This is a genomic window from Enterobacter sp. CPE_E863 (assembly GCF_046521465.1).
In the GTDB taxonomy this organism is placed as follows: Bacteria; Pseudomonadota; Gammaproteobacteria; order Enterobacterales; family Enterobacteriaceae; genus Enterobacter; species Enterobacter adelaidei.
In genome coordinates, this window is sequence record NZ_JBKFZX010000001.1 from 4,509,344 (window position 1) to 4,530,875 (window position 21,532).

Below are 21,532 nucleotides of genomic sequence, written 5' to 3' on the forward strand. Positions count from 1 at the left end.
TCCGGCGGCTTGTCTCAGGACAAGCCGCCTGGCATTGAGGAGAAGCTCATGGCCGGCGCAAAAGAGATACGTAGTAAGATCGCAAGCGTCCAGAACACGCAAAAGATCACTAAAGCGATGGAGATGGTCGCCGCTTCCAAAATGCGTAAATCGCAGGATCGCATGGCGGCCAGCCGTCCTTATGCAGAAACCATGCGCAAAGTGATTGGTCACCTTGCAAACGGTAATCTGGAATATAAGCACCCTTACCTGGAAGAACGCGACGTTAAGCGCGTGGGCTACCTGGTGGTGTCGACCGACCGTGGTCTGTGTGGCGGCTTGAACATTAACCTGTTCAAAAAACTGCTGGCGGATATGAAAGCATGGTCTGAAAAAGGCGTTCAGTGCGATATCGCAATGATCGGCTCTAAAGGCGTCTCTTTCTTTAACTCCGTTGGTGGCAACATTGTCGCTCAGGTGACCGGTATGGGTGATAACCCGTCCCTGTCCGAACTGATCGGCCCGGTTAAAGTGATGTTGCAGGCCTACGATGAAGGCCGTCTGGACAGACTGTACGTTGTCAGCAACAAATTCATTAACACCATGTCTCAGGTTCCAACGCTCACTCAGATGCTGCCTTTACCGGCATCAGAAGATGATGAGCTGAAGCACAAAGCCTGGGATTACCTGTATGAACCCGATCCGAAACCGCTGCTGGATACCCTGCTGCGTCGTTACGTTGAATCTCAGGTTTATCAGGGCGTTGTAGAAAACCTGGCCAGCGAGCAGGCCGCACGAATGGTGGCGATGAAAGCCGCGACCGATAATGGCGGCAGCCTGATTAAAGAGCTGCAGTTGGTTTACAACAAAGCTCGTCAGGCCAGCATTACTCAGGAACTCACCGAGATCGTCTCGGGGGCCGCCGCGGTTTAACCAGGTTTACGAATTACGTAGAGGATTCAAGATGGCTACTGGAAAGATTGTCCAGGTAATCGGCGCCGTGGTGGACGTCGAGTTCCCTCAGGACGCCGTACCACGCGTGTACGACGCGCTTGAGGTACAGAATGGTAACGAGAGCCTGGTGCTGGAAGTTCAGCAGCAGCTCGGCGGCGGTATCGTGCGTACCATCGCGATGGGTTCTTCCGACGGTCTGCGTCGTGGTCTGGAAGTTAAAGACCTTGAGCATCCGATCGAAGTCCCGGTAGGTAAAGCAACGCTGGGTCGTATCATGAACGTATTGGGTCAACCAATCGACATGAAAGGCGACATCGGTGAAGAAGAGCGTTGGGCTATCCACCGCGCGGCACCTTCCTACGAAGAGCTGTCCAGCTCTCAGGAACTGCTGGAAACCGGCATCAAAGTTATCGACCTGATGTGTCCATTTGCGAAGGGCGGTAAAGTTGGTCTGTTCGGTGGTGCGGGTGTAGGTAAAACCGTAAACATGATGGAGCTGATCCGTAACATCGCGATCGAGCACTCCGGTTACTCCGTATTTGCGGGCGTAGGTGAACGTACTCGTGAAGGTAACGACTTCTACCACGAAATGACCGACTCCAACGTTCTGGACAAAGTATCCCTGGTTTACGGCCAGATGAACGAGCCACCAGGAAACCGTCTGCGTGTTGCGCTGACCGGTCTGACTATGGCTGAGAAGTTCCGTGACGAAGGCCGTGACGTCCTGCTGTTCGTCGATAACATCTACCGTTACACCCTGGCCGGTACAGAAGTATCTGCACTTCTGGGTCGTATGCCTTCAGCGGTAGGTTATCAGCCGACTCTGGCGGAAGAGATGGGTGTTCTTCAGGAACGTATCACCTCTACCAAAACCGGTTCTATCACCTCCGTTCAGGCGGTATACGTACCTGCGGATGACTTGACTGACCCATCACCAGCAACCACCTTTGCGCACCTTGATGCAACCGTGGTACTGAGCCGTCAGATCGCGTCTCTGGGTATCTACCCAGCCGTTGACCCGCTGGACTCCACCAGCCGTCAGCTGGATCCACTGGTTGTTGGTCAGGAACACTACGACACCGCGCGTGGCGTACAGTCCCTGCTGCAACGTTACCAGGAACTGAAAGACATCATCGCCATCCTGGGTATGGATGAACTGTCTGAAGAAGACAAACTGGTGGTAGCACGTGCGCGTAAGATCCAGCGCTTCCTGTCCCAGCCGTTCTTCGTTGCGGAAGTATTCACCGGTTCTCCAGGTAAATACGTTTCCCTGAAAGACACCATCCGTGGCTTTAAAGGCATCATGGAAGGCGAATACGATCACCTGCCAGAGCAGGCGTTCTACATGGTTGGTTCCATCGAAGAAGCAGTGGAAAAAGCCAAAAAACTTTAACGCCTTAATCGGAGGGTGATATGGCAATGACTTACCACCTGGACGTCGTCAGCGCAGAGCAACAAATGTTCTCTGGTCTGGTCGAGAAAATCCAGGTAACGGGTAGTGAAGGTGAGCTGGGTATTTTCCCGGGTCACGCACCGCTGCTCACCGCCATTAAGCCTGGTATGATCCGCATCGTTAAACAGTTCGGTCACGAAGAGTTTATCTATCTGTCCGGCGGCATTCTTGAAGTGCAGCCTGGCAGTGTGACCGTTCTGGCCGATACCGCTATTCGTGGCCAGGATCTCGACGAAGCGCGAGCCCTGGAATCGAAGCGTAAGGCTGAAGAGCACATTAGCAGCTCTCATGGTGACGTGGATTACGCTCAGGCGTCTGCGGAGCTGGCCAAAGCGATCGCGAAACTGCGCGTTATCGAGTTGACCAAAAAAGCGATGTAACACCGGCTTGAAAAGCACAAAAGCCAGTCTGGGTTCCAGGCTGGCTTTTTTTTTCGGCCTTAATTCATGATGAAAAAGATGTAGAATTTTAGGCATCAAACGTTTTTACTTCTCACTCAAACTACCGTCAGGATGCGTATGTCAAACAGTGCGATGAGCGTGGTGATCCTTGCCGCTGGCAAAGGTACCCGCATGTATTCCGATCTGCCTAAAGTGCTTCACACGCTGGCAGGAAAGCCGATGGTGCAGCATGTCATTGATGCAGCAAATGAACTGGGTGCCCGTCAGGTTCACCTGGTCTACGGCCACGGTGGCGATCTGCTTAAAAAGACGCTGAGCGATGACAAGCTCAACTGGGTGCTTCAGGCTGAGCAGCTGGGTACAGGTCACGCGATGCAGCAGGCAGCACCGTTCTTTGCCGATGACGAAGATATTCTGATGCTCTACGGCGATGTTCCGCTGATCTCCGTTGAAACACTAACTCGCCTGCGTGAAGCCAAACCGCAGGGCGGCATCGGTTTGTTAACCGTCGTGCTGGACGATCCAACCGGTTATGGCCGCATCACCCGAGAAAACGGCAACGTAACGGGGATTGTTGAGCATAAAGACGCCAGCGACGAACAGCGCCAGATTCAGGAGATCAACACCGGTATCCTGATTGCCAATGGCGCGGATATGAAGCGCTGGTTGTCGAAGCTCAACAACAACAATGCGCAGGGTGAATACTACATCACCGACATCATTGCGATGGCATATCAGGAAGGACGTGAGATTGCGGCGGTACATCCGGCACGCATTAGCGAAACCGAAGGGGTGAATAACCGCCTTCAGCTTTCCCGTCTGGAGCGCGTTTATCAGTCTGAACAGGCCGAAAAACTGCTGCTGGCAGGCGTGATGCTGCGCGATCCGGCGCGTTTCGATCTGCGTGGTTCCCTGTCTCACGGTCGTGACGTTGAAATTGATACTAACGTTATCTTTGAAGGCAAAGTCACTCTGGGCAATCGTGTCAAAATTGGCGCTGGCTGCGTTATCAAAAACAGCGTCATCGGTGACGATTGCGAAATCAGCCCTTACAGCGTGGTGGAAGATGCGCATCTTGAAGCGGCGTGCACCATTGGACCGTTTGCGCGTCTGCGCCCGGGCGCTGAGCTGATGGAAGGGGCTCACGTGGGCAACTTCGTTGAGATGAAAAAAGCGCGTCTGGGTAAAGGCTCTAAAGCCGGTCATTTGACCTATCTGGGCGATGCGGAAATTGGCGATAACGTCAATATTGGTGCAGGCACAATCACCTGCAACTATGACGGTGCCAACAAGTTTAAAACCATTATCGGTGATGATGTGTTTGTCGGTTCCGATACACAGCTGGTGGCACCGGTTACGGTGGGCAACGGGGCAACGATTGCCGCCGGGACAACCGTTACGCGCGATATCGCCGATAACGAGCTGGTATTAAGCCGTGTGCCACAGGTGCACAAGCAGGGCTGGAAACGCCCGGTGAAGAAAAAGTAACGGATTTACCCTCGCCCCTTTGGGGAGAGGGTCGGGGTGAGGGGATAACATAATCCTCCCCCCACAAGCAGTACCCATAAAAATAACCCCACTCTCTACAAGGCTCGGGGTGCCCGGAAAGGGCAAATACAGGTCAGCGACAACGCAGGCGTTATGCCTAAATTCGGAATCTAAAACTATGTGTGGAATTGTTGGCGCAGTTGCGCAGCGTGATATTGCTGAAATCCTTCTCGAAGGTTTACGTCGTCTGGAATACCGTGGCTATGACTCTGCTGGTCTGGCCGTGGTCGATGCAGAAGGTCATATGACCCGTCTGCGTCGTCTCGGTAAAGTGCAGATGCTGGCCCAGGCCGCGGAAGAACATCCGCTGCATGGTGGTACCGGTATTGCGCACACCCGTTGGGCGACGCACGGCGAACCGTCTGAAGGCAACGCGCACCCGCATGTGTCTGAACACATCGTGGTCGTGCACAACGGCATTATCGAAAACCACGAACCGCTGCGCGAAGAACTGAAAGCGCGCGGCTATACCTTCGTCTCTGAAACTGACACCGAAGTGATTGCTCACCTGGTGCACTGGGAGCTGGAGCAGGGCGGTACACTGCGTGACGCAGTTCTGCGTGCTATCCCTCAGCTGCGCGGTGCATACGGCACGGTGATCATGGACTCACGCGATCCGTCCACGCTGCTGGCCGCACGTTCCGGTAGCCCGATGGTTATCGGTCTGGGCATGGGTGAAAACTTTATCGCCTCTGACCAGCTTGCGCTCCTGCCAGTTACCCGTCGCTTTATCTTCCTGGAAGAGGGTGATATTGCGGAAGTGACTCGTCGCAGCGTGACCGTATTCGATACCAAAGGCGAGCAGGTGAAACGCCAGGAGATCGAATCTAACCTGCAGTACGACGCGGGCGACAAAGGCGCTTACCGTCACTACATGCAGAAAGAGATTTACGAGCAGCCAAACGCCATCAAAAACACTCTTACCGGGCGCATCAGCCACGGTGAGGTGGATCTGAGCGAGTTGGGTGCAAACGCGAACGAACTGCTCAGCAAGGTTGAGCATATTCAGATCGTGGCCTGCGGTACCTCCTACAACTCCGGTATGGTTTCTCGTTACTGGTTTGAATCCCTGGCGGGCGTGCCGTGTGATGTGGAAATCGCGTCTGAATTCCGCTACCGCAAATCCGCTGTACGTCGTAACAGCCTGATGATCACCCTTTCCCAGTCTGGTGAAACGGCGGATACGCTGGCGGCGCTGCGTTTGTCTAAAGAGCTGGGCTACCTTGGCTCTCTGGCCATCTGTAACGTCCCTGGCTCATCGCTGGTGCGTGAATCCGATCTGGCGCTGATGACCAAAGCGGGTACCGAAATTGGCGTGGCTTCCACTAAAGCGTTTACCACTCAGCTGACCGTTCTGTTGATGCTGGTGGCGAAACTGGCACGTCTGAAAGGCGAGGATGCCTCTGTTGAGCATGACATCGTTCATGGCCTGCAGGCACTGCCGAGCCGTATTGAGCAGATGCTGTCCCAGGACAAACGCATTGAAGCACTGGCAGAAGATTTCTCCGACAAGCATCACGCCCTGTTCCTGGGTCGTGGCGATCAGTATCCGATTGCGCTGGAAGGCGCGCTGAAGCTGAAAGAGATCTCCTACATTCACGCGGAAGCCTATGCGGCAGGCGAGCTGAAACACGGCCCACTGGCGCTGATTGACGCCGATATGCCGGTCATCGTTGTGGCTCCTAACAACGAACTGCTGGAAAAACTGAAATCTAACATTGAAGAAGTGCGCGCCCGCGGTGGTGTTCTGTACGTCTTCGCCGACAAAGATGCCGGTTTTGTCAGCAATGACAACATGCACATCATCGAGATGCCGCATGTGGAAGAGGTGATTGCACCGATCTTCTACACCGTTCCGCTGCAGTTGCTGGCTTATCACGTTGCGCTGATCAAAGGCACCGACGTTGACCAGCCGCGTAACCTGGCGAAGTCTGTCACCGTAGAATAATCCCTTCAGGCTCCACCTTCGGGTGGAGCTTTTCTATCCCGCCTGGCTTGTTTTTAATCAACTCTTTTGCGTTTTTATTTATGACAATCTGTCATCTTCAGCTACTTTTTTCAGTGTCACATAAAGAAAATATTTCTGAAAACGCCTTGTCATAAAAGTGGCTAACACGATGAAAATTAAGCTTTCTTCTGCTGGTTTTTAAGTGAAATTTCCATTGTCATAAAACTGTCATAATTCGTACATTTATCTGTCACCTGTTTGTCCTATTTTGCTCATCGTAGCCACTAAACAACGATTTACGAAAATCTTGCAGGAGACATTATGAAAGTTATGCGTACCACTGTCGCAACTGTTGTCGCCGCGACCTTATCTCTGAGCGCGTTCTCTGTATTTGCAGAAGCAAGCCTGACTGGCGCTGGTGCAACCTTCCCTGCGCCGGTGTATGCCAAATGGGCGGATACCTACCAGAAAGAAACCGGTAACAAGGTTAACTATCAGGGTATCGGCTCCTCCGGTGGCGTTAAACAAATTACCGCTAATACCGTTGATTTCGGCGCATCAGACGCTCCGCTGTCTGATGACAAACTGGCTCAGGAAGGTCTGTTCCAGTTCCCGACCGTGATCGGCGGTGTGGTTCTGGCCATCAACCTGCCGGGCGTGAAGTCTGGTGAACTGGTGCTGGACGGCAAAACCCTGGGTGACATCTACCTGGGTAAAATCAAAAAATGGGATGACGAGGCGATTGCCAAACTCAACCCTGGCCTGAAACTGCCATCTCAGAACATCGCTGTGGTTCGCCGCGCTGATGGTTCTGGTACCTCTTTCGTGTTCACCAGCTATCTGGCGAAAGTGAACGAAGAGTGGAAATCTAAAGTCGGTTCTGGCTCTACCGTTAACTGGCCAACTGGTTTGGGTGGTAAAGGCAACGACGGCATCGCCGCTTTCGTACAGCGTCTGCCGGGCTCTATCGGTTACGTAGAATACGCCTACGCTAAACAGAACAACCTGTCCTACACCAAACTGGTTTCTGCTGATGGCAAACCTGTCAGCCCGACCGAAGAGAACTTTGCCAACGCTGCAAAAGGCGCTGACTGGAGCAAATCTTTCGCTCAGGATCTGACTAACCAGAAAGGCGAAGGTGCATGGCCAATCACCTCTACCACCTTCATCCTGGTTCACAAAGAGCAGAAGAAACCTGAGCAGGGCGCCGAAGTGCTGAAGTTCTTCGACTGGGCGTACAAAAACGGCGGCAAACAGGCTAATGCCCTGGATTACGCTACCCTGCCAGAAAACGTGGTTGAGCAGATTCGTGCTGCATGGAAAACCAACGTAAAAGACAGCAGCGGTAAAGCATTGTATTAATTTAGCATTCTGACGAAAATGGCGGGTGGCGCTTGCGCTTACCCGCCGATTTCGTAAACGCGTTTAACAGAAGAGTGATTTATGGCTGCAACCAAGCCTGCATTTAACCCTCCGGGTAAAAAAGGTGACATGATTTTCAGCGCGCTGGTTAAACTGGCTGCGCTGATTGTGCTATTGCTGCTGGGCGGCATTATTGTGTCTCTGATTTTCTCCTCCTGGCCGAGCATCCAGAAATTCGGTTTCTCCTTCCTGTGGACCAAAGAGTGGGACGCGCCGAACGATATCTACGGTGCGCTGGTGCCGATTTACGGTACGCTGGTGACCTCGTTCATCGCCCTGCTGATTGCGGTTCCCGTCAGTTTTGGTATTGCTCTGTTCCTGACGGAACTGGCACCGGGCTGGCTGCGTCGCCCGCTGGGTATTGCCATTGAGCTGCTGGCGGCCATTCCGAGTATCGTTTACGGCATGTGGGGCCTGTTTATCTTTGCGCCGCTGTTCGCAACGTACTTCCAGGAACCCGTGGGTAATGTACTTTCTGCCATCCCGTTTGTGGGTGCCCTGTTCTCTGGCCCGGCTTTCGGTATCGGTATTCTGGCTGCAGGTGTGATCCTCGCCATTATGATTATTCCGTACATTGCGGCGGTCATGCGCGATGTCTTCGAACAAACGCCGGTGATGATGAAAGAGTCGGCCTACGGTATCGGCTGTACCACCTGGGAAGTTATCTGGCGCATTGTCCTTCCGTTCACCAAAAATGGGGTGATTGGCGGCGTGATGCTGGGTCTGGGACGTGCGCTGGGTGAAACCATGGCGGTGACCTTTATCATCGGTAACACCTACCAGCTCGACAGCGCATCACTCTTCATGCCGGGTAACAGTATTACCTCTGCACTGGCGAATGAATTTGCTGAGGCGGAATCCGGGCTGCACGTTGCGGCGTTGATGGAGCTGGGTCTGATTCTGTTCGTGATCACCTTCATTGTTCTGGCGATCTCCAAGCTGATGATTATGCGCCTCGCTAAAAATGAGGGGGCACGCTAATGGCGACTCTCGAAATGCAAGCTACCGCTGAACTGGCGGAATCCCGCCGCAAAATGCAGGCCCGACGCCGTTTTAAAAACCGTATCGCGCTGACGCTCTCAATGGGAACCATGGCATTTGGCCTGTTCTGGCTGGTCTGGATCCTCTTCTCGACGGTTGTGCGCGGGATTGACGGGATGTCGCTGGCGCTGTTTACCGAGATGACGCCACCGCCAAACACGGCGGGTGGTGGTCTGGCGAATGCCCTGGCGGGCAGCGGGTTGCTGATCCTGTGGGCAACGGTATTTGGTACGCCGCTGGGCATCATGGCAGGCATCTATCTTGCGGAGTACGGTCGTAAATCCTGGCTGGCGGAAGTCATTCGTTTCATCAATGACATCCTGCTTTCAGCCCCGTCTATCGTGGTGGGTCTGTTTGTTTACACCGTCGTGGTGGCACAGATGGAACACTTCTCCGGCTGGGCGGGTGTGATTGCGCTGGCGCTGCTGCAGGTGCCTATCGTCATTCGTACTACCGAGAACATGCTGAAACTGGTGCCGGACAGCCTGCGTGAAGCGGCTTATGCACTGGGCACGCCGAAATGGAAGATGATCTCTGCGATTACGCTGAAAGCGTCAGTCTCCGGGATCATGACCGGTATCCTGCTGGCGGTTGCGCGTATCGCGGGTGAAACGGCCCCGCTGCTGTTTACCTCTCTCTCCAACCAGTTCTGGAGCACGGACATGATGCAGCCGATCGCTAACCTGCCGGTGACGATCTTTAAATTTGCGATGAGCCCATTCGCGGAATGGCAGCAGCTGGCCTGGGCCGGGGTGCTGATCATTACCCTTTGCGTACTGTTGCTGAACATTCTGGCGCGCGTCATTTTCGCGAAGAAGAAACACGGTTAATTTTTTACGGCGCGGCAGCTCGCGGCGCCGAATGAGGAAATGAGTCAATGAGTATGGTTGATACTGCCCCGGGTAAGATTCAGGTTCGTGATTTGAACTTCTACTACGGCAAATTCCATGCCCTGAAGAATATCAACCTGGATATCGCGAAGAACCAGGTTACGGCATTCATCGGTCCGTCTGGCTGTGGTAAATCCACGCTGCTGCGTACCTTTAACAAGATGTATTCGCTCTATCCGGAGCAGCGCGCTGAAGGTGAAATCATCCTGGACGGCGAAAACATTCTGACCCAGGCTCAGGATATCGCCCTGCTGCGTGCCAAAGTGGGGATGGTGTTCCAGAAACCCACGCCGTTCCCGATGTCCATTTATGACAACATTGCGTTTGGTGTTCGCCTGTTTGAAAAGCTCTCTCGTGCCGATATGGACGAGCGTGTGCAGTGGGCTTTGACCAAGGCCGCATTATGGAACGAAACCAAAGATAAGTTGCACCAGAGCGGGTACTCTCTCTCCGGTGGTCAGCAGCAGCGTCTGTGCATTGCGCGCGGTATCGCCATTCGCCCGGAAGTGTTGCTGTTGGATGAACCGTGTTCTGCGCTGGACCCAATCTCAACCGGTCGTATTGAAGAGCTGATCACCGAACTGAAGCAGGATTACACCGTGGTTATCGTGACCCACAACGTGCAGCAGGCTGCACGTTGTTCCGATTACACGGCGTTTATGTACCTGGGCGAGTTGATTGAGTTCAGCGATACGGATGCGCTGTTCACCAGACCCGCTAAAAAGCAAACTGAAGATTATATTACTGGCCGCTACGGTTGATTTGGAGTGAACCATGGACAACCTTAATCTTAATAAACACATTTCAGGCCAGTTCAACGCAGAGCTGGAAAGCATTCGCACGCAGGTCATGACCATGGGTGGCATGGTTGAGCAGCAGCTTTCCGATGCGATCACGGCAATGCACAACCAGGACAGCGAGCTGGCGAAGCGCGTCATTGAAGGTGACAAAAACGTCAATATGATGGAAGTCGCGATTGATGAAGCTTGCGTTCGTATTATCGCCAAGCGTCAGCCAACAGCGAGCGACCTGCGCCTGGTGATGGCGATTATCAAAACCATCGCCGAGCTGGAACGTATTGGAGACGTGGCGGATAAAATCTGCCGCACCGCGCTGGAGAAGTTCTCTCAGCAGCACCAGCCGCTGCTGGTGAGCCTGGAGTCGCTGGGGCGTCACACCGTGCAGATGCTGCATGACGTGCTGGATGCCTTTGCGCGTATGGATCTGGACGAAGCGGTACGTATCTACCGTGAAGACAAGAAAGTCGACCAGGAATACGAAGGCATCGTGCGTCAGCTGATGACCTACATGATGGAAGATTCACGTACGATCCCAAGCGTACTGACTGCCCTGTTCTGCGCGCGCTCCATTGAGCGTATCGGTGACCGCTGCCAGAACATTTGCGAATACATTTTCTACTTCGTGAAAGGTCAGGACTTCCGTCACGTAGGCGGCGACGAGCTGGACAAGCTGCTGGCGGGTAAAGATCCGAAAGAGTGATGTTTGTGGCGGGGGGCGCTAGCGCTTACCCGCCCTACGTTAACTTAACGCGTAATATCCCACCCGCGCGCCTTCCACAATGCTGGCAACTGCGCCAGATCGGTAAAGGTCGTCACTTTTGGATGATCGATCGGTTTGTTGTGCGGATCGGCGCAGAAGTAAAACACTTCCATTCCCGCATCAATCCCTGACTGCGCGCCCGCAGACGAGTCATCCACCAGAATGCAGTTTTCTACGTTAACGTTCATCGCGTTGGCCGCATGGAACATCAGCGCCGGATCGGGCTTCCAGCGTTGAATATCGTAGCCGCTGAACAATTTTTCCGGGAAATGATGCAACATCTCCAGTTTCCCCAGCGAGTGCTGCATTTTGCTGACCGGACCATTAGAGACCACACAGATTGGCACCGTCATCGCATCCAGAAGCGCATTCGCCCCGGCGATGACCTCCAGTTCGGAATCAAACAGGCGTGCGACCTCGGCGCGGTAAACCGGCTCGAGATCCCCTTTCGGCAGATCCACACCGTGCTCGTCGTTAATGATGTCGATAATCTCGTACAGTTTCACGCCCTTAAAGCGTTTGAACACCTCTTCGAGATCGAGCGTAATACCAAATTCCTGGAACATGGCGACATACGCACGGGAACAAATGACCTCACTGTCGACAAGCGTACCGTCGCAGTCGAAAAATACCGCCTCAATTCCGGACATGTCTTTCCCTTTTAACAAGTTTAACGTTTACGTGGTGTGGTTTTACGACACGCAATCGTTGCCGTATAAGCAAATTCAATGAAAAAAAGTACCCTATAACCGCCCTTATTGTCGCATTTTGGTATAGGATAGCGACGAATTTTCCCTCCTTGTTCGGAAATTGATGATGAGTCAACAACACACTACCCAGGCATCTGGTCAGGGTCTGCTTGAGCGCGTGTTTAAACTGCGCGAGCACGGCACAACGGCACGCACCGAAGTGATCGCCGGTTTCACCACCTTCCTGACGATGGTCTATATCGTTTTTGTTAACCCACAAATTCTGGGCGTTGCTGGCATGGATACCAGCGCCGTCTTCGTGACCACCTGTCTGATTGCGGCTCTCGGCAGCATCCTGATGGGTGTGTTCGCTAACCTGCCGGTTGCACTGGCACCGGCGATGGGCCTGAACGCGTTCTTCGCGTTCGTGGTTGTTCAGGCGATGGGCCTGCCGTGGCAAGTGGGCATGGGCGCTATCTTCTGGGGCGCTATTGGTCTGCTGTTGCTGACTATTTTCCGCGTACGTTACTGGATGATTGCCAACATTCCTGTGAGCCTGCGCGTGGGCATTACCAGCGGTATTGGTCTGTTCATCGGTATGATGGGGCTGAAAAACGCCGGCGTTATCGTGGCTAACCCGGATACGCTGGTAAGCATCGGTCACCTGACCTCTCACAACGTGCTGCTGGGCGTGCTGGGCTTCTTTATCATCGCGATCCTGGCTTCCCGCAATATTCATGCGGCGGTGCTGGTATCCATCGTGGTGACCACGCTGCTGGGCTGGCTGCTGGGTGACGTTCACTACAACGGTATCGTTTCTGCGCCACCGAGTGTTTCCACCGTTATTGGTCATGTTGATTTGGCGGGTTCCCTGAACCTGGGTCTGGCGGGCGTAATTTTCTCCTTTATGCTGGTCAACCTGTTCGACTCCTCCGGTACCCTGATTGGCGTGACCGACAAAGCAGGTCTGGCCGATGAGAAAGGGAAGTTCCCACGCATGAAGCAGGCGCTGTTCGTTGACAGCATCTCGTCTGTTGCGGGCTCCTTTATCGGTACCTCTTCTGTTACCGCTTATATTGAATCCTCTTCCGGTGTTTCTGTGGGAGGCCGTACTGGTCTGACGGCGGTCGTGGTGGGTATCCTGTTCCTGCTGGTGATCTTCCTTTCGCCGCTGGCGGGAATGGTTCCACCGTATGCGGCAGCCGGCGCGCTGATCTACGTAGGTGTGCTGATGACCTCCAGCCTGTCACGCGTGAAGTGGGATGACTTAACCGAAGCGGTGCCAGCGTTTATTACCGCCGTGATGATGCCGTTCAGCTTCTCGATTACCGAAGGTATCGCGCTGGGCTTTATCTCTTACTGCGTAATGAAAATTGGTACCGGTCGCTTCCGTGATCTCAGCCCGTGCGTCATCGTTGTCGCGCTGCTGTTTGTGCTGAAGATTGTGTTTATTGACGCCAAATAAACATGTTTGTTCCCTCTCCCTGCGGGAGAGGGTCAGGGTGAGGGCATCAGGCCGCAATAAGCTTAAGCCTTCACCCGCTTAATATAATCGCCAAACGCAGTCAGCTGACCAGACAGATGGTCACGCGTGCTCTGATCCACCACTTCACCCGTCTGCGGGTCGACCTTGTTCTGAATCACTCCGCCCATAAACTCCGGCTTGTTCATCACCATCGCATCCAGGAACACCAGAATCTGGCGCAGGTGATACTGGCAGCGCGCGCCGCCAATGGCACCCATAGAACTGGTCTGGATCAGCACGGGTTTACCTGAAAGAGGCTGCTCAGGGAGGCGGGATAACCAGTCAATGGCGTTTTTCAGACCGCCAGGAACGGAGTAGTTATACTCTGGTGTGACAATAACCACACCATCGGCCTGACGGATTTGCGCCGCCAGCGCCTCAACGCTCTGCGGGAACCCTTCTTCCTGCTGGACATCTGCATCATAGAGCGGGATGTCACCAATAGATGGAAGGGCACTAATCTCCATACCTGCCGGTGCCAGCTGTGGCAGCGTGCGGGCAACCATCCCATTAAATGAACCTTTGCGCAGGCTTCCCAGTAACGTAACGACTTTTAACGTATCAGACATGATTACTCCTGTTTCATCATGATGACCCTGAATGGATCAGCTAAGGGTGTATGCTTTTTCTGCCGGTAAACTGGTTAAACGCATCAGGCGTGCGGCGGGCTCGTTGGCGCGTTCGGGCACATCAGGAAGGCTACGCCATCCCTGTTGACTGTCAAATTCCCAGATTTTCATGCGTTCGATAGCGGGGGTAACCGCTATGGACCAAATGAGGACATCCTCTGCGTCACTGAGCGCTTCTACCAGCGTAGCTTGGGTGGCTCGAAGACGTCCGGAACCTGGCAGCAGCTGCAGCATATTGGCGTCGTCTGAGGCGCATCCACAGAGCTTTCGAATGCTCTGGCGTAGGGTGATGAGCTGAGCTCTGGCCTCGTTGGGATCGTTCTGGTTACGCACCCACAGCTTTTCATTGCTGGAGAGCGGGTAATCATCGTGTGGGTTCGCGCCGTGGATGCCCCGGGTTGCGCGCTGAAGTTCCATATCCAGCCCACAATTCCCTTCGGTGGTGAGTGCTACCCCAATGATATTGCCCGTATAGGCAATGGAAAAACGGGGGAGATCCGGGTTAGCAAAAACCGGGCGGCCTTCAGGTTGGGTGATGATATCCGGCAGTTCACTGGTGCCGTACAACATAAACAACAGCTCTGCGAGAAGCGCTCTGGACGCTAAAAAACGCGTCCTGCGGTGTTCCGGGAGTTTGCGTGCTTCACTGTGACAGGCTGAAGAAATTCGTGCCGATACGAGGCGTCCTTCTGTAAGTATCCCTCTTGCAAAGTGCGTTGCCATTTTTCGCTCCTTGATAATGGTCGTAATCGGTTAAACGGTTACATGATTATCGCTTAACTTCACTCCTGTTTTAATCAGTAAATGGGAGTAAGAGAAGCCTGAGGACCGAACTTTACATTTTCTTAGGTAAAAATTGGATCGCTGGCACCGTACAACGCCTTGATAGTCTCTCTCAACCAGAGAATTTTCGGATTATGGCTGTTCCGTTTATGCCAGATCAGGGTGAAGGGGACGGTCAACTTTTCAGCCTGCGCTTCGTCAATCGGAATAGGAAGCGCGATCAGCTTCCGCTGGTGGAGTTCATTGTAGTGGTGGCAGTAGTGGGGAGCCGTAGCGATATAATTATGGCCAGGCTGCGCCGCCATAAACATCGCCTGTTCAAAACCCGGCAGGCACATGGCGATATTGCGCTCACGACCCATCTCCTTTAGCACCTCATCAAGCGCCCATGTGTCGCTGCGCTCCCAGAAGATACTGATATGCGGGTAGCGCAGGAAGGTCTCCAGGTTCCACTCTTCCTGAAGCGCCGGGTGATCCTCGCGCAGATAAACACATGGACGGTCACTAAACAGGATTTCGTAGTCGATAAACCACGGCAACAGCTTCAGCAACTCGCGGGAACGCGGATGAGTTTCTCGACCAGTGAAGCCAAGATCCACTTCCCCACGCGTAATGGCGTCCAGAGAGTCGTAATCCCAGTGACGCATCTTCACCGTAGCCTGCGGATAGCGCTGGTTCACCTGCTCCAGCAGGGCGTTAAAGCGGATCAGCATCAACGGCGTTTCGGCGGCCAGCACGAACGTCAGCCCGCCAGGCGCGTCATGGTGAAATTTATCGAGGATCTGGTTACCGATTTGCATCCAGTCAGTCAGATCCTGCTCCAGACTTACCGTCAGTGGCGTCGGCAGCAATCCTAAAGGCGTTTTGACAAACAGCGGGTCGTCGAACCAGTCGCGCAGCTTGGCCAGTGATTTACTCACCGCAGACGGCGTCACGTTCATCCGCTTCGCCGCTTTGGTGACGCTACGCTCCTGCAGCAACAGCTGCAGGCACAGCAACAGGTTAAGATCGAGACTGCTGATGGGCTTCTTCATAATTTGCCGCGGGCTGGATGAGCATAAGTAAGGTAATACAGACCATGCTACAGCCAATCAGAATCCCGATCAGCATATTGAGCGCATTAAGTCCGATTACCGCTGCCAGCCAAATCCACAGGGACGAGCCACAGACCTGAGCGATACCCAGCACGGAGCTTGCCACGCCTGCCCGCAGTGAGAACGGGCCGAGCGCCTGGCTCATCGCCACGCCAAAGCCGACCGAGAACCCGGCGCAAATGAGGGTAATGCCTACCAGCATCACCACATGTGAGCTGGTGGTTGCCAGAATCACGCCTGCTGCGAGAAATAACACCTGTGAGGTCAGCATCAACGTGCGCTGGCTGAAAATATTTAGCGCAAAGGGGGTGGAAAACGAGACGGCCATACTGACCATCGCGGTTAATGCCATCACTGTTGAATACTCACCCCGATCGAAGCCCATGGTCTCCATCAGTAAAACCGGGGAAACGTTTACATAGGTCAGGATCACCGCCACGCTTAACGTGGTTACGGCCAGACGACTGAGGAAAAAGCGGTTAAGCAGCTTCTCTGCCGGGTGAATCGTTGCTGAGTGTGCCGTACTTTGCGAACCTGGGTGAGTTTCTCTTAGCACGGAAATGGACAACACAAAGACCAGCCCCCCCATTGCTGCCATCGTCCAGAAAAGGCTCTGCCACGGGAATTTCAACATGATCAGATAACCAACAACCGGAGCCAACACCGGAATAATACAGGTGATGCCGTTGAGCATAGAGAGCACTTTGGCGCGGCGTTGGGCGCTTAATGTGTCGCGTAAAATTGCGAAAGCCACCACGTAGCAGCCGCCCGCCCCGATGCCCTGGATAAAACGGCCTGCCAGGAACAGGGCACTATCCTGCGCCAGTGAACAGAGCACGGAAGCCAACGCAAAGATGATGGCTCCCGTTATGGCGACGGGTTGGCGACCAGCCTTATCTGCGACCTTCCCGGCAAACACCATCGATGACGCCATTCCCGCGAGGTAGGCCGAAAACGCGATGTGCAGCTGAGCTTCACTGGCACCCAGATCGCGGGCGATGTGCGGTAATCCCACCAGATACATATCAATGCCAGACGGATAAAGCAGAACCAGCGCAAAACTACAAAACAGAAAACGAGCCATAAAACCCCCATAGATACAGGCATGCAGGATAGGGGGTGAGAAGGGATTAGGCGAGTTGCCATTTGGACAAAGGTGATTTCCTGGAAGGAAATCACCATGTTTTCGTGGGTATTACTTACCAATACAGAAGCTTGAGAAGATCCTTCCCAGCAGATCGTCCGACGTAAACTCCCCGGTGATCTCACTCAGATTCTGCTGTGCCAGACGCAGCTCTTCCGCCAGCAGTTCACCCGCCCACGCACCGATCAGCTGCGCTTTGCCCTGGTCAAGATGGCGTGCCGCCTCTTCCAGCGCCTGCAGGTGACGACGACGCGCCAGGAAGCCACCTTCCATGCTGGTGTCAAAGCCCATGCTCTGCTTGAGATGGTTACGCAGGTCGTCAACGCCTTCACCGGTACGCGCCGACAGGCGGATTAGTGAGTGACCATTCACATCGCTGATGCCCAGCGTTTCGCCAGTCACGTCTGCTTTATTTCGCACCACGGTGATAGGCAGCTTCGCCGGCAGACGGGCAATAAAGTCTGGCCAGATTTCAGCCGGGTCTACAGCGTCGGTGGTTGTGCCATCCACCATAAACAGCACGCGGTCGGCTTGCTCGATCTCCTGCCAGGCGCGTTCGATACCGATGCGCTCGACTTCGTCGCTGGCATCGCGCAGACCGGCGGTATCAATGATGTGCAGCGGCATCCCGTCGATATGGATATGCTCGCGCAGTACGTCGCGGGTGGTGCCGGCAATGTCGGTCACGATCGCCGCTTCACGGCCCGCCAGAGCGTTCAAAAGGCTCGATTTCCCGGCATTAGGACGTCCGGCTATCACCACCTTCATCCCTTCCCGCAGCAGGCTACCCTGACGCGCTTCGGCACGAACCGCGTCGAGGTCGGCCATCACCTGGTTGAGCTGGGCTTCGATTTTACCGTCAGAGAGGAAGTCGATCTCCTCATCCGGGAAGTCGATAGCCGCTTCCACGTAGATCCTGAGGTGAGTAAGTGCTTCCACAAGGTGATTCACGCGCGCGGAGAATGCCCCTTGCAGCGAGTTCAGGGCGGAGCGAGCAGCCTGTTCAGAACTGGCGTCGATCAGGTCCGCTATCGCCTCGGCTTGCGCCAGATCGAGCTTGTCGTTCAGGAACGCGCGCTCGGAAAACTCACCCGGTTTTGCGATACGCAGGCCAGGCAGGGTCAGAATGCGTTTTAACAGCAGATCGAGGATAACCGGGCCACCGTGACCCTGTAGTTCCAGCACGTCTTCACCGGTAAAAGAGTTTGGGCCAGGAAACCACAGCGCAATGCCCTGGTCCAGCGGCGTGCCGTCGGTATCTTTAAACGGCAGGTAATCAGCGTAGCGGGGTTTTGGCAGTTTACCCAGTACCGCTTCGGCGACCTCGCGCGCCTTCAGGCCGGAGATACGCAGAATGCCTACACCACCGCGTCCCGGTGGGGTTGCCTGGGCGACGATAGTGTCGTTATGGCTCATGGTTGGTCTCGTTCAATACAAATAAAAAAGGCGGTCAATCGACCGCCCTTATTTTAGCGTTAACTTACCGAATCAGGACTTTTTCTTTTCGCGGCTATGCAGGCCACGTTTTTCCAGACCACGGTAAATCAGCTGCTGCTGGATGATGGTCACCAGGTTGCTGACGATATAGTACAGCACCAGACCTGACGGGAACCACAGGAAGAACACGGTGAAGATGACCGGCATAAAGGTCATGATCTTCTGCTGCATCGGGTCGGTCACCGTGGTCGGAGACATCTTCTGGATGAAGAACATCGTCACGCCCATCAGGATCGGCAGGATGTAGTACGGGTCCTGTGCAGACAGGTCATGGATCCACAACGCGAACGGCGCATGGCGCAGCTCAACGGAACCCATCAGCATGTAGTACAGCGCAAGGAAGATTGGCATCTGAATCAGCAGTGGGAAGCAACCACCCAGTGGGTTTACTTTCTCTGCTTTATACAGGGCCATCATCTCCTGGCTCTGACGCTGTTTGTCATCGCCCAGACGCTCACGCATGGCCTGAATCTTCGGCTGCAGCATGCGCATCTTCGCCATGGAGGTGTACTGCGCTTTAGTCAGCGGGTACATGATGCCACGAACGATGAAGGTGATAACGATGATGGAGAAGCCCCAGTTACCCAGGAAGCTGTGGATGAACTTCAGCAGCTTAAACAGCGGCTGGGAGATGAACCACAACCAACCGTAATCTACGGTCAGGTCCAGGTGTGGCGCAACAGCGGCCATTTTGTCCTGGATTTCCGGGCCGACCCACAGGGTGCTGGCCATTTTACCGGTTTGACCCGGCTGAACCAGAACTGGCTGAGATTTGTAGCCGATGGCTGCAAGACCGTTACCCAGGTTCGCGGTGTAGAAGTTGTTGGTACCGTCGTTATTAGGCACCCATGCAGTGGCGAAATACTGCTGCAGCATTGCCACCCAACCGCCTTTAGCGCTGACGTTCAGGTTTTCGTTATCGGCAATGGTGTCGAATTTGTATTTCTCATACTTTGCGTCAGGCGTGGAGTACGCCGCGCCACGGAAGGTATGCAGCGCAAAGTTGCTGCTTCCGGTGTCACGGTGAGACGGCAGATTGATGGACTGCTTCAGCTGGCCAAAGGTCGACAGTTCCAGTGGTTTCGCACTGGCGTTCTGTACGGTGTAGCCCACGTTCACCGCATACTCACCGCGTTTCAGGGTGAAGGTTTTCGTGAAGGTGTTGCCTGCAGCGTCGGTATACGTCATCGGGATAACGAGTTCGTTCTGACCATCAGCCAGTACAAAGGTGTCGTTCTCGACGTTATACAGTGGACGCGCACCGTTAGCCGGGTTATCCGGGCCATCACGACCGGTCAGGCCGCTCTGCGCCTGGTAGATAAACTCAGGCGTGGTTTCCAGTAACTGGAACGGTTCGTTAGACTTCAGCTCTTTCGGGTAGGTCAACAGCAGCGCCTGCTCAACATCACCACCACGGGTGTTAATAGTCAGCTCAAGCACATCGGTCTTAACCGTAATCTGTTTCCCCTGGCCACTGGCCGGTACGCCCTGGTCGGCGGCGCTACCCGCTGCGGTGGTCGTGGTCTGCGTGGTCTGCTGCTGGGGTTGAGGATTTTTATCCTGCTCCCATGCCTGCCAGATCATGAAAGACACGAACAACAAAGCGATGATAAGAAGATTGCGTTGCGAATCCATCGTTAGTGTTCTCTGGTATCAAAGGGTCCTGGAGGGACGGGGTCGTCTCCACCGGGGTGTAAAGGGTGGCATTTTAATACGCGTTTCACCGTCAACCAACTGCCTTTTATCACTCCAAACCTGCGCAATGCCTCAATTCCGTAGCTTGAGCACGTTGGTGTGAAACGGCAGTGCGGCCCGAGTAGCGGACTAATCAGGCGTTGATAGACCCGAATGAGGGCTATCAGGACCCGTGAGCCAGGCGACAGTGGCGGCGCCATAATTTTTCCAACGCTTCCGAGAGAGCACGGTTATCGAGGTCGGCAACCCCTTTTTTAGCCACCACCACGAAATCCATCGAAGGCAGTTCGTGCTGACGTAAACGGAAGCTTTCACGCGTCAGACGTTTAATCCGATTGCGTTCATGCGCTCGCTTAACATTTTTCTTGGCGACTGTGAGACCGATGCGGGGATGCCCCAGCGAATTTTGGCGGCCGAGGATGGTGATTTGCGGCGTGCCAGCCCGTTGTGGCTGCTGGAAGACGAAAGTGAAATGAGCGGGAGTTAACAAACGTAACTCCCTGGGAAATGCTAGCTTAACCACTCAGGGGTTAGCTTTATTACTTGGAAACGGTCAGACGAGCGCGGCCTTTAGCACGACGACGTGCCAGAACCTGACGACCATTTTTAGTAGCCATACGAGCACGGAAGCCGTGAGAACGGTTGCGCTTCAGTACAGACGGTTGAAAAGTGCGTTTCATGGCGATTTCTACCTAAACTTGAATAAATTCACTGACTTTTGCGTATACCCGAACGAATTTCGAACGACTAACGCCTCAGCGTGGGTGATTAAAGAGGCCGGATTGTAATAATTGTACACTCCGGAGTCAATTCTCTTTCCTTATTTCCCGCGTATTTCCGCACGTTTTCGCGTGGAAAATGAGCAACGGACGACGCAGGAAGATGAGCATCACGCGCCGGGTCGAGGATTATACGGGCTCGTCGACAAAGCGCAAGGATCGTCCCGGATCTTCGTTAGATCATTTAAGCAATAAATTGTCTGTGCTCATTAATTTTTCCAATATGCGGGCTAAATCGTGGGGCACTTGTGCCAGGATCGTTTACACTTACCCGGTTTCAGATCGTCCTGTGGATAAATCGGGAAGAATCTGTGAGAAACAGAAGATCTCTGGCTCAGTTTAGGCTATGATCCGCGGTCCAGATCGGGATCCCAGGATCCTGGTCAGGATTAAATTGCAGATAGCAATTCGCACATCCCCCTATGCACAGGGTCATGTCGATGTGCGCCAACAATCATGAATATTCAATAGTTTTCTTTTATTGTTCGAGTGGAGTCCGCC

General features: G+C 54.0%; 21 protein-coding genes. 11 read left to right on the plus strand and 10 right to left on the minus strand.

All coding sequences use genetic code 11. The features are described from left to right. Positions 1–48: 48 nt before the first annotated feature. From atpG to phoU, 10 genes are all read left to right on the plus strand, one after another. Positions 49–912 (plus strand): F0F1 ATP synthase subunit gamma, encoded by an 864-nt coding sequence (gene atpG, locus ACLHV8_RS22125; RefSeq protein ID WP_023333921.1) that lies wholly within the window; start codon positions 49–51, stop codon positions 910–912. 31 nt (positions 913–943) lie between these two features. After that, a complete protein-coding gene (gene atpD / locus ACLHV8_RS22130; RefSeq protein ID WP_003862362.1) occupies positions 944–2,326 on the plus strand; it encodes a F0F1 ATP synthase subunit beta in 1,383 nt (460 codons plus the stop codon). 20 nt (positions 2,327–2,346) lie between these two features. After that, on the plus strand, positions 2,347–2,766 hold the full coding sequence (locus tag ACLHV8_RS22135; protein WP_006177560.1) for a F0F1 ATP synthase subunit epsilon: 420 nt from the start codon (positions 2,347–2,349) through the stop codon (positions 2,764–2,766). Positions 2,767–2,904: 138 nt separating this feature from the next. After that, positions 2,905–4,275: a bifunctional UDP-N-acetylglucosamine diphosphorylase/glucosamine-1-phosphate N-acetyltransferase GlmU gene (glmU, locus tag ACLHV8_RS22140; RefSeq protein ID WP_208594882.1), complete on the plus strand. Its 1,371-nt coding sequence runs from the start codon at positions 2,905–2,907 to the stop codon at positions 4,273–4,275. A gap of 178 nt (positions 4,276–4,453) precedes the next feature. Continuing rightward, entirely contained in the window at positions 4,454–6,283 is a 1,830-nt protein-coding gene (gene glmS / locus ACLHV8_RS22145; protein ID WP_048990817.1) for a glutamine--fructose-6-phosphate transaminase (isomerizing), read from the plus strand. Between the two features lie 321 nt (positions 6,284–6,604). Further along, complete coding sequence (gene pstS / locus ACLHV8_RS22150; RefSeq protein WP_028017767.1) at positions 6,605–7,645, plus strand: phosphate ABC transporter substrate-binding protein PstS; 1,041 nt, start codon at positions 6,605–6,607, stop codon at positions 7,643–7,645. 81 nt (positions 7,646–7,726) lie between these two features. Then, complete coding sequence (gene pstC, locus ACLHV8_RS22155) at positions 7,727–8,686, plus strand: phosphate ABC transporter permease PstC (RefSeq protein WP_028017768.1); 960 nt, start codon at positions 7,727–7,729, stop codon at positions 8,684–8,686. Beyond that, a complete protein-coding gene (gene pstA, locus ACLHV8_RS22160; RefSeq protein ID WP_028017769.1) occupies positions 8,686–9,576 on the plus strand; it encodes a phosphate ABC transporter permease PstA in 891 nt (296 codons plus the stop codon). The genes pstC and pstA overlap by 1 nt, the downstream gene beginning before the upstream one ends. Positions 9,577–9,623: 47 nt before the next feature. After that, positions 9,624–10,397, plus strand: a complete 774-nt coding sequence (gene pstB, locus ACLHV8_RS22165) for a phosphate ABC transporter ATP-binding protein PstB (protein ID WP_410392135.1) — start codon at positions 9,624–9,626, stop codon at positions 10,395–10,397. A gap of 13 nt (positions 10,398–10,410) precedes the next feature. Then, entirely contained in the window at positions 10,411–11,136 is a 726-nt protein-coding gene (gene phoU / locus ACLHV8_RS22170; RefSeq protein ID WP_008500182.1) for a phosphate signaling complex protein PhoU, read from the plus strand. Between the two features lie 44 nt (positions 11,137–11,180). Here phoU and yieH read toward each other — a convergent pair whose 3' ends face one another. Next, the gene (gene yieH, locus ACLHV8_RS22175; protein WP_129994685.1) at positions 11,181–11,846 is read right to left on the minus strand and encodes a 6-phosphogluconate phosphatase; all 666 of its coding nucleotides are present in this window, start codon (positions 11,844–11,846) and stop codon (positions 11,181–11,183) included. A gap of 166 nt (positions 11,847–12,012) precedes the next feature. Here yieH and adeP point away from each other — a divergent pair, with 166 nt between their 5' ends. Continuing rightward, positions 12,013–13,350, plus strand: a complete 1,338-nt coding sequence (gene adeP, locus ACLHV8_RS22180) for an adenine permease AdeP (RefSeq protein WP_028017772.1) — start codon at positions 12,013–12,015, stop codon at positions 13,348–13,350. 62 nt (positions 13,351–13,412) lie between these two features. Here the strand turns inward: adeP and ACLHV8_RS22185 are convergent, their stop codons facing one another. The 9 genes from ACLHV8_RS22185 to rpmH all read right to left on the minus strand — a co-directional run bounded on the left by ACLHV8_RS22185 (position 13,413) and on the right by rpmH (position 20,932). Beyond that, positions 13,413–13,979 (minus strand): NADPH-dependent FMN reductase, encoded by a 567-nt coding sequence (locus tag ACLHV8_RS22185; RefSeq protein WP_028017773.1) that lies wholly within the window; start codon positions 13,977–13,979, stop codon positions 13,413–13,415. Positions 13,980–14,015: 36 nt separating this feature from the next. Then, entirely contained in the window at positions 14,016–14,762 is a 747-nt protein-coding gene (locus ACLHV8_RS22190; protein WP_049007091.1) for a 4'-phosphopantetheinyl transferase family protein, read from the minus strand. Positions 14,763–14,884: 122 nt separating this feature from the next. Next, positions 14,885–15,856, minus strand: a complete 972-nt coding sequence (yidZ, locus tag ACLHV8_RS22195; protein WP_208594880.1) for an HTH-type transcriptional regulator YidZ — start codon at positions 15,854–15,856, stop codon at positions 14,885–14,887. Next, a complete protein-coding gene (locus ACLHV8_RS22200; protein ID WP_129324383.1) occupies positions 15,825–17,000 on the minus strand; it encodes an MFS transporter in 1,176 nt (391 codons plus the stop codon). Before ACLHV8_RS22200 ends, yidZ begins: the two co-directional genes overlap by 32 nt. A 111-nt stretch (positions 17,001–17,111) precedes the next feature. After that, entirely contained in the window at positions 17,112–18,476 is a 1,365-nt protein-coding gene (mnmE, locus tag ACLHV8_RS22205) for a tRNA uridine-5-carboxymethylaminomethyl(34) synthesis GTPase MnmE (RefSeq protein WP_028017777.1), read from the minus strand. Positions 18,477–18,548: 72 nt separating this feature from the next. After that, positions 18,549–20,192 carry a membrane protein insertase YidC gene (gene yidC / locus ACLHV8_RS22210; protein ID WP_028017778.1) on the minus strand — a complete coding sequence of 548 codons (1,644 nt, stop codon included), beginning with the start codon at positions 20,190–20,192 and terminating at the stop codon, positions 18,549–18,551. A 2-nt stretch (positions 20,193–20,194) separates the two neighbouring features. After that, entirely contained in the window at positions 20,195–20,452 is a 258-nt protein-coding gene (gene yidD / locus ACLHV8_RS22215; RefSeq protein ID WP_001307474.1) for a membrane protein insertion efficiency factor YidD, read from the minus strand. Continuing rightward, positions 20,416–20,775, minus strand: a complete 360-nt coding sequence (gene rnpA, locus ACLHV8_RS22220; RefSeq protein WP_024907873.1) for a ribonuclease P protein component — start codon at positions 20,773–20,775, stop codon at positions 20,416–20,418. Before rnpA ends, yidD begins: the two co-directional genes overlap by 37 nt. Before the next feature lie 16 nt (positions 20,776–20,791). Next, the gene (gene rpmH / locus ACLHV8_RS22225) at positions 20,792–20,932 is read right to left on the minus strand and encodes a 50S ribosomal protein L34 (RefSeq protein ID WP_000831330.1); all 141 of its coding nucleotides are present in this window, start codon (positions 20,930–20,932) and stop codon (positions 20,792–20,794) included. Positions 20,933–21,532: the final 600 nt, after the last annotated feature.

Bases quoted from the DNA above. Each gene is read 5' to 3' on its own strand.
- atpG (WP_023333921.1), top strand. From the start codon at position 49: ATGGCCGGCGCAAAAGAGATACGTAGTAAGATCGCAAGCGTCCAGAAC.
- atpD (WP_003862362.1), top strand. From the start codon at position 944: ATGGCTACTGGAAAGATTGTCCAGGTAATCGGCGCCGTGGTGGACGTC.
- ACLHV8_RS22135 (WP_006177560.1), top strand. From the start codon at position 2,347: ATGGCAATGACTTACCACCTGGACGTCGTCAGCGCAGAGCAACAAATG.
- glmU (WP_208594882.1), top strand. From the start codon at position 2,905: ATGTCAAACAGTGCGATGAGCGTGGTGATCCTTGCCGCTGGCAAAGGT.
- glmS (WP_048990817.1), top strand. From the start codon at position 4,454: ATGTGTGGAATTGTTGGCGCAGTTGCGCAGCGTGATATTGCTGAAATC.
- pstS (WP_028017767.1), top strand. From the start codon at position 6,605: ATGAAAGTTATGCGTACCACTGTCGCAACTGTTGTCGCCGCGACCTTA.
- pstC (WP_028017768.1), top strand. From the start codon at position 7,727: ATGGCTGCAACCAAGCCTGCATTTAACCCTCCGGGTAAAAAAGGTGAC.
- pstA (WP_028017769.1), top strand. From the start codon at position 8,686: ATGGCGACTCTCGAAATGCAAGCTACCGCTGAACTGGCGGAATCCCGC.
- pstB (WP_410392135.1), top strand. From the start codon at position 9,624: ATGAGTATGGTTGATACTGCCCCGGGTAAGATTCAGGTTCGTGATTTG.
- phoU (WP_008500182.1), top strand. From the start codon at position 10,411: ATGGACAACCTTAATCTTAATAAACACATTTCAGGCCAGTTCAACGCA.
- yieH (WP_129994685.1), bottom strand. From the start codon at position 11,846: ATGTCCGGAATTGAGGCGGTATTTTTCGACTGCGACGGTACGCTTGTC.
- adeP (WP_028017772.1), top strand. From the start codon at position 12,013: ATGAGTCAACAACACACTACCCAGGCATCTGGTCAGGGTCTGCTTGAG.
- ACLHV8_RS22185 (WP_028017773.1), bottom strand. From the start codon at position 13,979: ATGTCTGATACGTTAAAAGTCGTTACGTTACTGGGAAGCCTGCGCAAA.
- ACLHV8_RS22190 (WP_049007091.1), bottom strand. From the start codon at position 14,762: ATGGCAACGCACTTTGCAAGAGGGATACTTACAGAAGGACGCCTCGTA.
- yidZ (WP_208594880.1), bottom strand. From the start codon at position 15,856: ATGAAGAAGCCCATCAGCAGTCTCGATCTTAACCTGTTGCTGTGCCTG.
- ACLHV8_RS22200 (WP_129324383.1), bottom strand. From the start codon at position 17,000: ATGGCTCGTTTTCTGTTTTGTAGTTTTGCGCTGGTTCTGCTTTATCCG.
- mnmE (WP_028017777.1), bottom strand. From the start codon at position 18,476: ATGAGCCATAACGACACTATCGTCGCCCAGGCAACCCCACCGGGACGC.
- yidC (WP_028017778.1), bottom strand. From the start codon at position 20,192: ATGGATTCGCAACGCAATCTTCTTATCATCGCTTTGTTGTTCGTGTCT.
- yidD (WP_001307474.1), bottom strand. From the start codon at position 20,452: ATGGCGCCGCCACTGTCGCCTGGCTCACGGGTCCTGATAGCCCTCATT.
- rpmH (WP_000831330.1), bottom strand. From the start codon at position 20,932: ATGAAACGCACTTTTCAACCGTCTGTACTGAAGCGCAACCGTTCTCAC.